Origin of the sequence: Cyanobium sp. PCC 7001 (assembly GCF_000155635.1) — a bacterium.
Taxonomy (GTDB): domain Bacteria; phylum Cyanobacteriota; class Cyanobacteriia; order PCC-6307; family Cyanobiaceae; genus NIES-981.
The window spans coordinates 360,443-374,497 of the sequence record NZ_DS990556.1 but is presented as its reverse complement, the minus strand read 5'-3'; the positions used below and the strand labels follow the sequence as shown (position 1 = coordinate 374,497).

Annotated in this window: 18 protein-coding genes and 1 pseudogene; 6 read left to right on the top strand and 13 right to left on the bottom strand. The window is 71.9% G+C overall.

Translation table 11 applies throughout. From position 1 onward, the window contains the following. Positions 1–1,578, top strand: a 1,578-nt coding sequence (locus CPCC7001_RS01840) for a RecQ family ATP-dependent DNA helicase (protein ID WP_225867143.1), incomplete at its 5' end; no start/stop codon positions are given. On the opposite strand, the gene CPCC7001_RS01835 is transcribed toward CPCC7001_RS01840, so the two are convergent. Beyond that, complete coding sequence (locus CPCC7001_RS01835; RefSeq protein ID WP_043368475.1) at positions 1,575–1,826, bottom strand: hypothetical protein; 252 nt, start codon at positions 1,824–1,826, stop codon at positions 1,575–1,577. The two genes, CPCC7001_RS01840 and CPCC7001_RS01835, sit on opposite strands and share 4 nt — an antisense overlap. 86 nt (positions 1,827–1,912) lie before the next feature. On the opposite strand from CPCC7001_RS01835, the gene CPCC7001_RS14240 reads away from it, so the two are divergent. Beyond that, positions 1,913–2,128, top strand: coding sequence for a hypothetical protein (locus CPCC7001_RS14240; protein WP_198006442.1), 216 nt, complete (start codon positions 1,913–1,915; stop codon positions 2,126–2,128). Positions 2,129–2,131: 3 nt separating this feature from the next. Here the strand turns inward: CPCC7001_RS14240 and CPCC7001_RS01830 are convergent, their stop codons facing one another. Next, positions 2,132–2,941, bottom strand: a complete 810-nt coding sequence (locus tag CPCC7001_RS01830) for a prohibitin family protein (protein ID WP_006910391.1) — start codon at positions 2,939–2,941, stop codon at positions 2,132–2,134. Positions 2,942–2,998: 57 nt separating this feature from the next. On the opposite strand from CPCC7001_RS01830, the gene aroB reads away from it, so the two are divergent. Next, complete coding sequence (gene aroB, locus CPCC7001_RS01825; RefSeq protein ID WP_006911381.1) at positions 2,999–4,210, top strand: 3-dehydroquinate synthase; 1,212 nt, start codon at positions 2,999–3,001, stop codon at positions 4,208–4,210. Here aroB and CPCC7001_RS01820 read toward each other — a convergent pair. Together CPCC7001_RS01820 and CPCC7001_RS01815 are read right to left on the bottom strand one after the other, a co-directional pair. Beyond that, the gene (locus CPCC7001_RS01820) at positions 4,155–4,892 is read right to left on the bottom strand and encodes a DUF429 domain-containing protein (RefSeq protein WP_083782544.1); all 738 of its coding nucleotides are present in this window, start codon (positions 4,890–4,892) and stop codon (positions 4,155–4,157) included. The two genes, aroB and CPCC7001_RS01820, sit on opposite strands and share 56 nt — an antisense overlap. After that, positions 4,855–5,208, bottom strand: coding sequence for a hypothetical protein (locus tag CPCC7001_RS01815; protein WP_006909184.1), 354 nt, complete (start codon positions 5,206–5,208; stop codon positions 4,855–4,857). Before CPCC7001_RS01815 ends, CPCC7001_RS01820 begins: the two co-directional genes overlap by 38 nt. Positions 5,209–5,397: 189 nt before the next feature. Here CPCC7001_RS01815 and CPCC7001_RS15890 point away from each other — a divergent pair. Further along, a pseudogene (locus tag CPCC7001_RS15890) lies at positions 5,398–5,496 on the top strand (Nif11-like leader peptide family natural product precursor); the annotation flags it as partial. A gap of 28 nt (positions 5,497–5,524) precedes the next feature. On the opposite strand, the gene CPCC7001_RS01810 reads toward CPCC7001_RS15890, so the two are convergent. Beyond that, positions 5,525–6,919, bottom strand: a complete 1,395-nt coding sequence (locus CPCC7001_RS01810) for a Rieske 2Fe-2S domain-containing protein (RefSeq protein ID WP_006909589.1) — start codon at positions 6,917–6,919, stop codon at positions 5,525–5,527. Positions 6,920–7,030: 111 nt separating this feature from the next. Between CPCC7001_RS01810 and CPCC7001_RS01805 the strand changes: the two genes are divergently transcribed. Then, the gene (locus CPCC7001_RS01805) at positions 7,031–7,699 is read left to right on the top strand and encodes an SDR family oxidoreductase (RefSeq protein WP_006910493.1); all 669 of its coding nucleotides are present in this window, start codon (positions 7,031–7,033) and stop codon (positions 7,697–7,699) included. On the opposite strand, the gene CPCC7001_RS01800 is transcribed toward CPCC7001_RS01805, so the two are convergent. From CPCC7001_RS01800 to CPCC7001_RS01765, 8 genes are read right to left on the bottom strand one after another with little or no spacing between them, the layout of a single operon-like run. Next, entirely contained in the window at positions 7,696–8,358 is a 663-nt protein-coding gene (locus tag CPCC7001_RS01800; RefSeq protein WP_006910999.1) for an MnhB domain-containing protein, read from the bottom strand. The two genes, CPCC7001_RS01805 and CPCC7001_RS01800, sit on opposite strands and share 4 nt — an antisense overlap. Further along, entirely contained in the window at positions 8,355–8,921 is a 567-nt protein-coding gene (locus CPCC7001_RS01795; RefSeq protein ID WP_006909044.1) for a hydrogenase subunit MbhD domain-containing protein, read from the bottom strand. Before CPCC7001_RS01795 ends, CPCC7001_RS01800 begins: the two co-directional genes overlap by 4 nt. Continuing rightward, complete coding sequence (locus tag CPCC7001_RS01790; RefSeq protein ID WP_006909054.1) at positions 8,918–9,244, bottom strand: monovalent cation/H(+) antiporter subunit G; 327 nt, start codon at positions 9,242–9,244, stop codon at positions 8,918–8,920. Before CPCC7001_RS01790 ends, CPCC7001_RS01795 begins: the two co-directional genes overlap by 4 nt. Before the next feature lie 31 nt (positions 9,245–9,275). Next, positions 9,276–9,524: a hypothetical protein gene (locus CPCC7001_RS01785; RefSeq protein ID WP_006910778.1), complete on the bottom strand. Its 249-nt coding sequence runs from the start codon at positions 9,522–9,524 to the stop codon at positions 9,276–9,278. 27 nt (positions 9,525–9,551) lie between these two features. Beyond that, the gene (locus tag CPCC7001_RS01780) at positions 9,552–9,971 is read right to left on the bottom strand and encodes a Na+/H+ antiporter subunit E (protein ID WP_043369330.1); all 420 of its coding nucleotides are present in this window, start codon (positions 9,969–9,971) and stop codon (positions 9,552–9,554) included. Further along, positions 9,968–11,521 (bottom strand): proton-conducting transporter membrane subunit, encoded by a 1,554-nt coding sequence (locus CPCC7001_RS01775; protein WP_006909395.1) that lies wholly within the window; start codon positions 11,519–11,521, stop codon positions 9,968–9,970. The genes CPCC7001_RS01780 and CPCC7001_RS01775 overlap by 4 nt, the downstream gene beginning before the upstream one ends. Beyond that, a complete protein-coding gene (locus CPCC7001_RS01770) occupies positions 11,518–11,943 on the bottom strand; it encodes a cation:proton antiporter subunit C (protein ID WP_006910329.1) in 426 nt (141 codons plus the stop codon). Before CPCC7001_RS01770 ends, CPCC7001_RS01775 begins: the two co-directional genes overlap by 4 nt. Before the next feature lie 25 nt (positions 11,944–11,968). Beyond that, entirely contained in the window at positions 11,969–13,177 is a 1,209-nt protein-coding gene (locus CPCC7001_RS01765) for a class I SAM-dependent methyltransferase (RefSeq protein ID WP_006909197.1), read from the bottom strand. Between the two features lie 47 nt (positions 13,178–13,224). On the opposite strand from CPCC7001_RS01765, the gene CPCC7001_RS01760 reads away from it, so the two are divergent. Next, positions 13,225–14,046, top strand: a complete 822-nt coding sequence (locus CPCC7001_RS01760; RefSeq protein WP_006910393.1) for a TPM domain-containing protein — start codon at positions 13,225–13,227, stop codon at positions 14,044–14,046. Positions 14,047–14,055: the final 9 nt, after the last annotated feature.

The window sequence follows — 14,055 nt, the reverse complement described above, 5'->3', positions numbered from 1 at the left end:
GCGGCGGTGTGGCGGCAGATCGGCCAGGGAAGCCTCGATCTGCTCTACGTGTCGCCGGAACGGCTGCTGGGGGGCGACCTGCTCGAGCGGCTGGCGGAGCGGGATCTGGCCCTGTTCGCCATCGATGAGGCCCACTGCGTGTCCCAGTGGGGCCACGACTTCCGCCCGGAGTACATCCAGCTGGCGGTGCTGGCCGAGCGCTTTCCGCAGGTGCCCCGGCTGGCGCTCACGGCCACGGCCGATCCCCGCAGCCGCGAGGAGATCGTGCAGCGGCTGCGGCTGGAGAGCGGCCGGGTGTTCCTCGCCAGCTTCGATCGGCCCAACATCCGCTACCTGCTGCGGGCCAAGGAGGATCCCAGGGCCCAGCTGCTGCAGTTCCTGGAGCAGCACCGGGGCGAAGCCGGCATCGTGTATGCCCGCTCGAGGGCCCGGGTGGAGCGGGTCGCAGCGGAGCTGCGGGCGGCGGGCTTCGAGGCCCTCGGCTACCACGCCGGCATGGAGGCGGAGCAGCGCAGCCGCACCCTGCAGCGGTTCCGCAACGGCAGCGCCGTGGTGGTGGTGGCCACGATCGCCTTCGGCATGGGCATCGACAAGCCCGATGTGCGCTTCGTGGCCCACGTGGACCTGCCCAAGAGCCTGGAGGCCTACTACCAGGAAACGGGCCGGGCCGGCCGGGACGGCCTGCCCGCGGTGGCCTGGATGGTGCACGGCCCCGGCGACATCCCCCAGCTGCGCCGCTTCATCGACGACTCGGAGGCGCCGGAGGCCCAGAAGCGGATCGAGCACGGCAAGCTCGATGCCCTGATCGGCTTCACCGAGGCGCCGGGCTGTCGGCGCCAGGTGCTGCTGCGCCATTTCGGCGAGGACCTCGCCGAGCCCTGCGGCAACTGCGATGGCTGCCTGGAGCCCCAGGCCCGGGAGGATGTGACCGAACCGGCCCGCAAGGCGCTTTCGGCGGTGTACCGCACCGGCCAGCGCTTCGGCGCGGCCCACGTGGTGGACGTGCTGCTGGGGGGCAACACCGAACGGATCCGCAGCCTCGGCCACGACGGCCTGAGCGTGTACGGCATCGGCAGGGAGCTCGACCGCGGTCAGTGGCGCACCCTGCTGCGCCAGCTCACCAGCGCCGGCTATCTGGAGCCCGTGCCCGAGGGGCACGGCGGCCTCCGCTTCGGCGCCGAGGCCCTGGTGAAGCCGCTGCTGCGGGGGGAAACCCGGCTGGAGCTGCCGCTGCCGCCGCCCCAGAAGGATCGGCGCCGCAGCAGGGGCGGAACGGGCGGCGGTGGTGCCGGTGGGTCAGGCCCTGGCTGGGGCCCGGCCGGCACAGAGCTGACCGAGCTCGACGACGCGCTGGTGGCCGCCCTCAAGACCTGGCGGCGCGAGCAGGCGCGGGCGCAGGGGGTGCCGCCCTACGTGGTGTTCCACGACCGCACCCTGCTGGAACTGGCCGCGCGCCGCCCCGCCGATCTGGAGGAGCTGGCCGGGGTGAGCGGCATCGGCGCCGCGAAACTGGAGCGCTACGGACAGGCGCTGCTGCAGGTGCTCCAGGCAGGAGGCTCCCCTGAAGCCACGGCTTAATCGTTGGGCTGATCATTGGGCTGATCCTCCGGCTGAGTGTTGGGCTGGGAACCGAGGAAGCGCCCCGAAAGCCGAAGGCCCAGCACGGCGGCGGCGATGCCATAGGACACGAAGGTGATCGCCTGACCGCCGCTGCCGGCCTCGTAGGCGCCCCGCTCCAGCAGCACGAAATCGGCAATCGAGGCGGCCGTGCCCCAGAGCAGCACCCACACGCTCACGTAGGTGATGCCTTTGACGGTCTGGTTCATCGGGTGGCCGCAACCAGGCGAAGCTAGGCGTGGGCATCCGTTGCTGGGAAGCGGTACAACCCGGCTGCCCTTGGCTCGTGCCCGCCATGGCGCCCACGGCGATCCCAGCTCCAGGAGCACGAACCCGTGGAGGCGCTGGCCGGGCCCTGGGCATGGTGGGCCAGAGCGGCAACGCCAGCGCGCCCCATCTGCACCTGGAGCTGCGCCAACGGCAGCGGCAGGGGCTGGTGGCCATGGACCCCAGCCCGCTGCTGCCTGCCCCGCCTCAGGCGGGCCGAATCGCGGCTGACCTGCTCCCCTGAGCCTCAGCGGCGCCCGTTCACGATCACCGGGGGCGCGCCCGATCCCGCCACCCCAGGCAGAGCCGGCACCACCGACGTCTGGCCATCCCACTTGTCGAGGAAGAGCTTGTAGAGCACCTGGTCGTCGAGGCTGGAATTCAGGGTCTGGTAGCGCTTGGCCTCCTGCTCGGCGATGCGCACCTCGGTCTGGGCCCTGAGCAGCTGCTGCTCGGCGATCTGCTTCTGCTCGATCGCGGCCCGGTATTCCTCGGCGATCTGCAGGCCGGTGAGATCCAGGCTCTGCACGGTCACGTAGTCGAACTTGCGCAGCTCCTCGGCCACCTTCTCCTGCACCAGCTCGGAGATTGAGTTCCACTCGGTGGCGATGGTCACCAGCTCGTACTGGGAGAACACCGACTTGAGCGCTTTCAGCAGCGACGGCTGGATCACCCGCGGGTAGATCTGCTGGTCGTCGGTGGCGATCGTCTCGAAGATGCGGCCGGCCTCACCGGGCTTCACGGCGTACTTCACCGTGGCGGTGGCCTGGATCACCTGCAGATCCTTGGTGAGGGTGGAGAACTGCTCGGGCCGCACCTGGGTGCGCACATCGAAGAGGGACGTGGCCTGCACCAGCGGGGCCTTGAAGTTGGCGCCGGGCGTGCGGGGCATCCCCGTGACCCGCCCCAGGGTGGTGACCACCGCCACGCTGCCGGCCGGCACGATGAACAGGGTCTGGCTCAACAGGATCACCAGGGCCAGACCCACCGCCAGGATCAGGCTGAGGCCGGCTCCGGGCCCCTCCGGTGCATTGGCGGAGCGGAGTGGCGATTGCATGACTGGGGCTCGGGCCGGAGCCGGACCCTAGCCTCATCAAGCCGCCCTCCATGACCCATGTCCGCCGCCACCACCGCCCCAGGCAGCACTGCAGGCAGCGCGTGCAGCCCCCGCACCATCCGGGTGGACCTGAGCGCCAACCCCTACCCGGTGGTGATCGGTGAGGGGAGCCTGGCCCAGCTCGGCGAACAGGTGGTGGCCCTGGGGTTCAAGGCCGGCACCAAGGTGCTGGTGGTGACCAACCCCGACGTGGACACCCACTACGGCGCCGCCGCACTGGCCAGCCTGCGGTGCGCTGGGCTGCTGGCCGAGCGGCTGGTGATCGAGGCGGGGGAAGACCAGAAAACGCCCGCCACCGTGGCGCTGATCCACGAGGCGGCCTTCCGGCAGAAGCTGGAGCGCGGCTCGCTGATCGTGGCCCTCGGCGGCGGCGTGGTGGGGGACATGGCCGGCTTCGCGGCCGCCACCTGGCTGCGGGGCATCGCGGTGGTGCAGGTGCCCACCACCCTGCTGGCGATGGTGGATGCGGCGATCGGCGGCAAGACCGGTGTGAACCATCCCGGCGGCAAGAACCTGATCGGTGCCTTTCACCAGCCGCGGCTGGTGCTGGTGGACCCCGCCACCCTGGCCACCCTGCCGGAGCGGGAGTTCCGCGCCGGCATGGCCGAGGTGATCAAGTACGGCGTGATCGGGGACGCGGTGCTGTTCGCGGATCTGGAGGCCGCGGCGTCGCGGCAGCCCGGGGCGGGGCTGGCCAGCCAGCAGGCGGTGGGTCCGAAACTGCTGCAGAGCCTGCTGGAGCGCTCCGCCGCGGCCAAGGCGCGGGTGGTGGCCGCCGATGAGCGCGAAGGGGGCCTGCGGGCGATCCTCAACTACGGCCACACCCTCGGCCATGTGGTGGAAACCCTCTGCGGCTACGGCACCGTGCTGCACGGGGAGGCCGTGGCCATCGGCATGGCGGCCGCCGGCGAGATCGCCGTGGCCATGGGGCTCTGGAGCCGGGACGACCAGCAGCGCCAGCTGGCCCTGATCGCGGCCGCCGGGCTGCCGCACACCTGGCCCAGCCTGGATGAGGCGGCCGTGCTGGCCTGTCTGCAGGGGGACAAGAAGGTACGGGAGGGGCAGCTGCGCTTCGTGCTGCCCACGGCGATTGGAGTGGTGCAGATCCGCGACGACGTGAGCGCCGGGACCATCCTGGGCGCGATCGCCGGCCTCAGGCCGAGATCCGCATCGGCAGACCCGTCGGATCCGGATCCCCGCCCAGCGTGAGGGCCTCGCCGCTGCGGAGCCTGGCGGCGCTCCACAGACAGGCGAGCGCATCGAGGATGTCGTCATCGGCCACCAGGCTGCGGCGCAGGGAGGCCCGGATCGCCTCCACTGCCCCCGGCAGCCAGCTTTCCACCAGGCTGCCGCGCTGCCTGGCTCCCGCCGCCGTCTTCTTGGCGGCCGCCATCGGCACCCCCCCGTTCCACTGCCGGAAGGCCAGCTCCGGGTGCACCTCCCACACCCGCGGCCAGAGGTCCCGGTTCGCCTGGAGCAGGGCATCGAGCTGGCGGATGCGCGGCAGCAGGTGGTAGGCCTGCTGGCTGAGCCGCCGACCCGAGGCCGCCGCGCTGAGGGCACAGGCCTCCACGTAGGTGGACGCGGCCAGACAGGGCCGCACCGGAGCGGGGAACACACTGCTGCGGCGGGGGCCCAGCAGCCTGCGGGCCTCCTGATCGCAGCGGCGGGGCCCGGCCTCGGCCAGACCCACCGGCATGTCCACGGCGGTGAGGGGTTGGGCTGGGGTGGACAGCGCCGACTGCAGGTTCTCCAGCAGCTGCCACTGCAGCTCCGCCGCGGAGCAGGGCAGGGCTGGGGCGGTGATCACCAGCCAGCCGCCCCGGCAGCCATCCACCCCCTGCAGCGATAGCTCAGGGATCGGAAGCGCTTTCGGGGTAGTGGTCTTCAAGGGCGGTTTCCAGCGTGGTGAGCAGCAGCACCAGCGCCGCCCTGGGCTCCAGCTCGGAGCCGCTCACCTGGCCGATCCAGCGGTGGCAGAGCTGCTCGATCTGCTGAAACAGGGTGCCGCCCCTGCGTAGGGTCGCCATCACCCGCTCCACGCTCTCCTCATCCGCTTCGGGCGGCAGGCCCACCACGTAGCGGCGGCCATCATCCCCCACGTAGGTGAGCTGGCCATCGGCATCGAGGATCGGGGCCGCATGCGGGGTGATCGGCTGGTCGTCGGCCGAACCGTGGGGCCCGGACCCCTCTGGTGGCTGCGTCATGCGTGGTCCCCCGTAGTCCTCTCCTAGGCAGAACCCGGGCGGTTGCCAAGCCAGCGATGGGGGCAATCAGCAGGGCTGATCAGTGCCTTCCCCGCGGGCGCTCGGTAACGGGCGGAACCTTGCCGGGCTGTCGCCCCGAGGTCATGGTGGGAGAACCCTCAGCGGCAGCCACAGACGGGCGCGAATGCGATGAGCTGGAGCGAACTGGAACGGTTTGTGGACAGTGCCGAGGCCGATCCGGCCCTCAGACGCGCCCTCAAGCACTGCCGCAGCGAACAGGAGCTGGTGCTGGCGGCCCGGCGCCTGGGCTTCCGGATCACGGCACGGGATCTGGTGCGAGCCCGCTGCGCGGATCAGCAGGAGCGCCACGGCCTGCTGGGGGAGCCTTCCCTGCCGGCTCCGGAGCATTGCGAGGCGGCGCACCCTCCCCACGGCTGAAGGCCCGCTCCCAGCGCCCGCACTGCAGCAGGACCAGCCAGGCTCCCAGGGCCAGCCCCGCCAGAGCGAGCCGCAGCAGCCAGGTGCCGTCCCCCCACAGGGCCGCCAGCGCCAGGAGCGCCACGGCGATGGCAAGCTGCAGCCAGGGCCCCAGCATCCTCAGGCGCCGCTGGGCCGTCGAGCAGGCGTGGCAGTGGCGGGTGTGGGCATGGTCGCGGTCCATGAGTCGATCCCGGTCGAGCCGCTCGGGCAGGGGGCGGCCCGGAAAGGGCTCGCCGCCGTGGCTGTCCACCCAGGCATGCAGGGCCTTGACGTAGACATCCGAGCCGGTGGGCAGGAAACAGGCCTGGCTGAAGGCGGCGCTGCCTCCCCGCCGCGCCAGGGCGCGCTCCTGCCAGTGCAGAAACACCTGGTCGTCCTCCAGCACGGTGTGGTTGGCGAGGTGCTGGAGCCAGCGGGGGCGGAAACGCAGCAGCAACCGCGGCAGCACCGAGCGGAACTGGAACGGAAAGCGGGCGAACAGACGGCACTCGCCCGGCCGGATCGGCGTGGCGTACACCACCGTGAGAATGCGGGCGAAACCCTTGGCGGTGAGGTCGTGCCACATCAGGCACGGCGCGGCGAAGGTGGTGAACTGGCTGCCGAGCCGGCCCCGACGCGGTCCCTCCAGCCATTCGGCCGTGAAGCCATCCGGTCCCTCCGCGGTGATGGTGGCCTCCACGGGAGCCGCGTTCTCCCGGCGCCCCACCGTGCGGTGATGGGTGAACGGCACGTGGCTCACGTCGAGCACGTTCTCGAGCAGGGTGAGGGCATCCATGGGCAGGTCCCTGAAGGTGTCCTGCACCAGCCAGTCCGGCTCCTCCAGCACGGGCACCAGGGGAAGGGGCACGTCGGGAGCCCGTTCCGGCTCACCGGCGAACACGAACAGCAGCCCCTGGCCCGTGGCGGTGGGCAGGGCCGTGCAGCGGGAGCGGGCACTGCTGCAGGCCACCGCAGCCTGGTCGGGGTCGGCCTGGGGGATGGCGGTGCAGCGGCCACTGCCGTCGAAACTCCAGCCGTGGTAAGGACACTCCAGCTCGCCTCGGCCATTCAGCCGGCCTTCGCTCAGGGGCACCAGCCGATGGGGACACACATCCTCGAAGGCGCGCCAGGTGTCGGCGGCAGCATCCCACCAGAGCACCAGGTCCTGCTCCAGCAGGGTGAAGGGAGTGGGGCGGCGGCGGTCCAGGTCGTCCAGATAGGCCACCGCGTACCACTGGTTGTTCCAGCCCATGGCAGCTCGGGAGGCGGGGTGAACGGTCACGTGAGCGCCGACGCTAGGCAGGGCGGCAGAGGGGGCGTGCCGGTTTCTAGGGTCGGATCTCCTGAGTGAGCCGGTGCCGCCATGGCCACGATCGCAGTGAGCGGAGCCTCCGGAAAGACCGGCTGGCGGGTGGTGCAGGAGGCCCTGGCTCGGGGCCACCGGGTCAAGGCCCTGGTGCGGCCCACCTCCGAGCTGCCCGCGGGACTGGAGGGAGCGGAGGTGGTACGGCTGCAGCTGGGCCAGACCGCCGAGCTTCAGAACGCCCTGCGCGGCTGCGAGGCCCTGGTGATCGCCACCGGCGCCAGACCGTCTGTGGATCTCACCGGCCCCCTCCAGGTGGATGCCTTCGGCGTGCGCGACCAGATCAGGGCCTGCGACGCGGTGGGGCTCAGGCGGGTGGTGCTGGTGAGTTCCCTGTGCGCCGGCCGCTGGCTGCACCCGCTCAACCTGTTCGGCCTGATCCTGGTGTGGAAACGGCTGGGTGAGCGCTGGCTGGAGCAGAGCGGCCTCGACTGGACGGTCGTCCGCCCCGGCGGCCTGAGCGAACGGGAGGAGCAGCTCGACGCCGAGGGCCTCGTGTTCAGCGGGCCCGACCAGCAGGAGAGCGACAGCATCCCGCGGCGGCTCGTGGCCCGCGTCTGCCTGGACGCGCTCGAAACCCCGGCCGCCGTGGGCCGGATCATCGAGATCACCAGCAAGGCCGAGCAGCCCAGCCAGAGCCTGGACGGCTGGCTGGCGGCCAACGCCTAGAGCAGGCCGCGGTAGCGCACCAGCAGCTGCACCATGGCCCAGGAGCCCAGGGTGACCTTCACGGCCACCAGCACATTGAGCAGGGGTATCCAGCCTCCGCTGTCGATGGCGCCGAAGGTTCCGGGTCCCCAGGGCGTGAACCCCTCGAGGCTGAGCAGGGCCACCACCAGGAAGGCCACCACCGCGGCCTTCTCCCACAGGTCAGCGCGGTAGCGCTGGTAGAGCCGGTCGGCGAGGCGCACCGAACCGCTGATCAGCAACAGGCCGATGGCCGTGCCGCCGGCCACGCCGGCCGCGAAGCCGCCCCCCGGCGAGAGATGGCCGCGCAGGGCCAGTTCCACCGCCACCAGGGCACACACGGTGGAGCCCAGCTGACAGAGCACCACCGAAGGCGCATCCTGGAGGCCCCGGATGCGTCGCTGGCTGGGCTCACCACTGAAGATCCAGCGCACCCCGATCGAGGCCAGCGTGAACACCACCACCTCGGCCACCGTGTCGTAGAGGCGGGTCTTGAGGATCACGGTGGACACCAGGTTCGGCACGTCACCGCTCTGCAGCAGCAGCTCGAGCACGCGATCGAGGGGAGGTGGCTCCGGCAGGCTCAGCAGCAGGGGCGCCAGGCAGAGGAGCACTGCCGCCAGGGCGTAGATCCAGCTCATGGGGCCGCGTCCTGGGAGGGGGGCTGGGGGGCTGGCGGGGGCAGCAGCACGAGGCTGTGTCCATCGGCCCGCCAGTCGGCGGCACCGGGCAGGGCCGACAGCCGCTCGTGGAGCTGGGGCCGATGCAGCTGCAGCTCGAAGTGCTCCAGGTTCGCGCCCTGCAGCAGCAGACCATGGAGGCCCGAATCCCCCGGGGCCGGCTCGCTGAGCAGTTCCAGCCGCAGGTGGAGGGGCTCCAGCCAGCTCCGCAGCCGCCGCTGCACCAGCTGGGGCGGCATGGTGCCGCCCGGCAGGGCCAGCCGCAGCACCATGGAGGAGCGCAGCGCCACCGCATAGAGGGTGGTGGAGAGCAAGGTGCCCACCAGGGCTTCGGTGAGGGCCACGTCGGCGGCTCCCAGCAGGGCGTAGATCAGGGCCGCCACCGCCCCCAGGATTCCCCGCATCACCAGCGTCTGATAGGGGTTGGGCTGGGTGACCAGGAGGATCGCCGTGAGCGGCAGCAGCGCCGTGAGCGGGATCAGCAGGGCGGCATCGCCGCTGAGGGTGATGGCTGGTGCGGTCATGGCTGGTGCTCCTCCCGCACTGCGGGGGGGGAGGCGGGCGGCAACGGCTGGGAGCAGCTGGCCAGCACGTAGCCGAAGATCGTGTTCCACACCACCAGCGACAGCAGCGCGAGCAGCAGCAGCGGCCACTCGGGTTTGAAGCGCAGCAGCAGGCCCACCACCATCAGGGCCGAGCCGAGGGTGTCGGCGATGCCCAGGTAGTGGAGCTTGCGCAGGAAGCTGCCACGGCCCAGCAGCGGCCAGGTGCCGCCGAACCACAGCACCAGCCCGGCCAGCAGCAGCAGGGTGCTCAGGTGCAGGGTGAGGCTCGTTCCCTCGCTCATGGCAGCGGCCTCCCGTTGCTGTGTGCAGCCTTCATCGATCCACCCCCCGCAGCAGGTTGGCCAGCAGCATCACGGCCGCATTGCCCACGCTGAGCACAATCACCCCGACGATGCCGAGCATCCAGTCGTCCCGCACCACCGAGACGGCAAGCATGAGAATCGCCACCTTGGTGGACACGCTGGCGAAGGCCGCCAGCCGGTGCCACACATCGGCCGAGCGGCAGGCCACCAGGATCGGCAGCAGCAGGGCGAGCACCATGCCGAGCAGGATCACCGCCATGGGAGCACCTCCATCAGGGCACCTCCATCAGGGCAACTCGGTGCCGCTGGCACCCTCGCCCGGAGGGAGGGGCCGGCCCATGCGGTGGATCCGGTAGGCACGGCCCCCCCGCTCCACCCCGAGGGCGATCGTGAGCGGGGTGAGGGTGATGCGGAACACCTCCAGGAAGGTGAGCAGCGCCGAACCGCGGGCCGTGACCGGCGACGCCTCCTGGCGGCCCTCCAGGCGCGGACCCCGCAGCAGCAGGCGCACCGCCTCCGCGTAGGCCACCGGGATGGCCACCAGGCAGGCCAGCAGCAACCGGAACAACTGGCGCAGCGGCAGATGGCGGCTGTGGCGCGCCTGGGGCAGGGCCAGGGCCACGGCGAGGCCGATGGCCACGTTCGTGGTACCGAGATCGGCGCTGAGCAGACACCAGATCAGCAGGCGCAGGGCGATGGTGATCATCCGGGCCACAGCACCTCCTGGGGCATCAGCAGGCCCACCAGGGCAGCTCCCACCACGGCCACACCACCCAGCAGCTCCTGAAGGCGCTCGATGTCGGGCAGCCCGAGGGGCAGGGGCGCAGGCCAGGGAACCAGTTCGGGGGCGGGGGCCGGGGCGGGGGTGGCGCTGCCGGGCTGGCGGCGGCGCTGCCGGGCGAGAGTGATCAGGGTGAGGCCGCTGAACAGCCCGAGCCCGATGGCCAGAACCCCCACGGCCTTGGTGGTGGTTTCCAGGGGCGGCAGGGGGCCAAGGGCCAGTCCACCGAGCAGCAACAGGCCCGCCAGCAGCCAGGGACCCACGGGCAGGCCCCCAGGCTGCCAGCGGATCGGCCGCCAGCAGAGCCGGGCGTACACCACCGCGGTGCCCACCATGGCCAGCAGCAGCCCATCGGGCAGCGCTCCTGCGGCTCCGGAGCGCTCGACGCCGGCGGAGAGCTGGGCCTTGGTCCAGAAGCCGAGCAGGAACGGCGCACCGGCGATCGAGAGGGAGGCCAGCAGCCAGGGCACGCCGAGGGCCGACGGCAGGGGCTGGAGCCGCCAGGTGGTGAGATCCCTGCTGCCGAGGCGACCCGCCAGCAGGAACAGGCAGGCCTTGGCCAGGCCATGGGCCAGGGCGTACATGGCGCCGCTGGCGGGGCTGAGCAGCACCAGGCCGGCCTGGCCCAGGGTGCTCCAGGCCAGCACCCGTTTGAGATCGGTGTCCGCCAGGGCGTAGATCAGGGCCAGCAGGGCGCTGGCCAGGCCGATCGCCGCCAGCAGGGGCTGCAGCTGGGGCAACTGCAGGGCCAGCCGCAGCAGGGGGCAGAGCCCGCCGGCCACCACCACCCCGGACAGCAGGGCCGACACTTCGGCAGGGGCCTCGGCGTGGGTGCGGGGCAGCCACAGCCCGGAGAGGAACACCCCCGACTTGGTGAGCAGACCCACCAGCAGCAGGGCCACCACCACGGCCAGGCTGCGGGGATCGAGTCCCGGGGCGCCAAGGGCCATCAGGCGGAAGCTGCCGGTCTGCAGATAGAGCAGCGCGGCCCCCACGAGATAGAGGGTCATCACCGTGTTGCCCACCAGCAGGTAGCGCAGGGCGATCCAGAGCTGCTGGGGTTCCCGTTTCTGCAGGATCAGCAGAAACGCCGTGACCCCCACCACCTCGAGGGCGACGTAGAGGCTCACCAGATCCACCGCCAGGAAGGCTGAATTGAGCCCGCCCAGCAGCACCATCAGCAGCAGCAGAAAGGGGCCGGGCGGCTTCCGGCTCCAGGTGTCGAGCAGCACGGCCAGCACCACGAGCCCGTTGAGCAGCAGGAACGGTGCCGCCAGGGCATCGGCCTGCAGCAGCACCCCCAGGGGGCCGGTGAGCTGGAGGAACCAGGGACAGGTGCCGTTGAACAGGAGCACCCCCACGGCCGTGGTGAGCAGGGCGCAGACCAGGGCCAGCCAGCGGCCCGTGGAGGGCAGCAGGGCCGAGAGGAAGGCTCCGAGGAACGGGAACAGCAGCCAGGCGATCAGCAGGCTCATGGCGCTCCGGTGCCGGGGGCGGCGCCCGCCGGGTTCGGGGTGGGCCGGCCGGCCTGCAGCTGCTCGAAGCTGGCCGCCTCCAGGAGCGGGTCCACGGCCGAGAGTCTGGTGATCACCACCAGCAGCACGGCCTGGATCGAGAGGCCGATCACGATCGCAGTGAGAATCACGGCCTGGGGAATCGGATCCGCCCAGGAGCCAAGGGTGCGCAGCGCGTCCGGATCCGCCACCACAGGAGTGCGCAGTCCGCTGCGGGCGGCCACCAGCACGAACAGGGCCACCGCGGCGGTGCCCATCACGTCCATGGCCAGGGCCTTGAGGAAGAGGTTCTGGCGGCCGATCAACCCGAGCAACCCCGCCAGCAGGGCCCCCAGCACCAGGGCTTCCAGCAGTCGGAAGGTGTCGATCAGGGGTGAGCCCACGCGCGGCGCGCTGACAGTAGCCGCATCACGCCGGGGTTTGGCGGGTGGCCCAGGACCCGGGATCGGGGGGCAGGAGAAAGCGGGGGGTGGCCATGGCACCGCGGCTGAAGGCCAGCCAGCGGAAATCCCCCAGGGTGTGGGGATCCACCAGACGGAGCAGCCCCTCCCGGCGCTCCAGCAGCTCCGCCAGCCCTGAGGCCTCGCCGGCCTCAGGGGCCTGCTGCAGACCGTGCAGCCGTTCGGCCAGACCCAGGGCCAGCAGGGCCTCCCCCTGGCGGCACTGCCCGAGCACCTGCCAGCCGGCCGCACGGGCCTGGTGCTGCAGGGTGTCGATGCAGAGATGGGCGGTGAGATCCCAGGCTCCGGGTTCCAGCAACGGGTCCGGGCTGGCCCGCTGGCCCCGGTAGGCCAGCAGGGTGCCGGCGGAGCGCTGGGGGGCGTAGTAACGCCAGGCCTCCAGGGCGTAGTCGATCACCAGCAGCGGTCCGTCGGCCAGGGCCGCGGCGCAGGCCTGCAGCCAGGGGCCGGATCCGGGGTGGAGCTCGCTGCACCAACCGGGCGGCCGCTGGTCGCCGGGCGGCTCCAGCCCGAGGGCGGCGAGTTGGGCCAGGGCCTCAGGCTCCAGGGGTTCGCCGGGCTCGAGCCGCAACCACGCCCCGGTGGGACCGGCCTCCACGAGCCGCACCTGCTGGCGGCGCCAGAGCGCCCCGTCCCACACGATCCGCTCCACCGCCAGGGCATCCAGCACCTCGTGGGCCAGCACCACGCCCCGCACCGGAGCGGCGGCGAGCTCCTGCCAGGACGTCCAGCGGCAGGGCAGGGGCGACCCCTGCAGCCGCCGTCGCTGCCGCTCCGCCATGCCGGTGTTCGGCTCCACCAGCCACAGGGTGGTGCGGCCGGCAAGCTCGGGCCAGTGGCGCTGCAGGGCCTCGGCCAGCGCCAGGGCCAGGGACCCCTCGCCTGGACCCGCCTCCACCAGGGCCAGCGCTCCTGTGCCCAGGGCGGCCAGCCAGTCGGCCAGCTGGGGCGCCAGCAGGGCCGCGAAGTCGGGGCCCAGGGAGGGGGAGGTGACGAAGTCGCCGTCGCGTCCGATCCGCAGGCGGCCGGCGCCATAGGCGCCGTGGTGGGGATCGTGCAGCGCCCAGTCCATGTAGCGCTGGAAGGGCACCGCACCGCCGCGCTCCCGCAGCCGCTGCACCAGCCAGTCCGGGCAGGCCGGCGGCGTGCCGCTCACGACCGGCACCAAGCTCGGGGAGAATGCATTGTCACGGAGCACGGTGCATGGGAAGGAGTCTGGCCAAGCGGGCGGCAACCACACTGGCGGCGCTGACGCTGCTCTTCTGCGCCCTGATCGGTGGGTGGGCGGGCCCTGCCCACGCCTACGACAACCCGGAGCTGCTGCCGGACCACCCCACCCCCGTGATCGATCTGGCCCGGGCCCTCACCGACGGCCAGCGGGCCGAGCTGGAGGAGCACCTCACCCGCTTCGAGGCGGAGACGGGCTGGAAGCTGCGCGTGCTCACCCAGTACGAACGCACGCCGGGACTGGCGGTGAAGGAGTTCTGGAATCTGGATGAGCGCAGCCTGCTGCTGGTGGCCGACCCCCGCGGCGGCAACCTGCTGAACTTCAACGTGGGCGACGCGCTGTTCGCCCTGATGCCCCGCACCTACTGGGTGGAGCTGCAGACCCGCTTCGGCAACCAGTACTACGTGCGCGACCACGGCGAGGACGGCGCCATCGTGGATGCCCTGGCCGCGGTGGAGACCTGCCTGGAGCGGGGCGGCTGCCAGGTGGTGCCGGGTCTGCCCAACGAGCAGTGGGTGCTCACCCTCGCCACCTCGATCCTGGGCGGCCTGATCGTGGGCTTCGCCGCCTACCCCCGCCAGGAGGGCCGCACGGTGGAGTGGGCGTGGGTGCTGCTGCTCTCACCGCTGTGGGTGATCCTGTTCGGCGTGTTCGGCGTGGCCCCGATCGTGACCCGCACCGACGATCTGCTGCCTCTGCTGCGCAACGGCCTGGGGTTCTCCGGTGCCATTGCAGCGGCCTACCTGATCGCCCAGAACACGGTGGGGCGCAGCCGCATCAAGCCCGACGAGAGCTGAAGCCGCTGC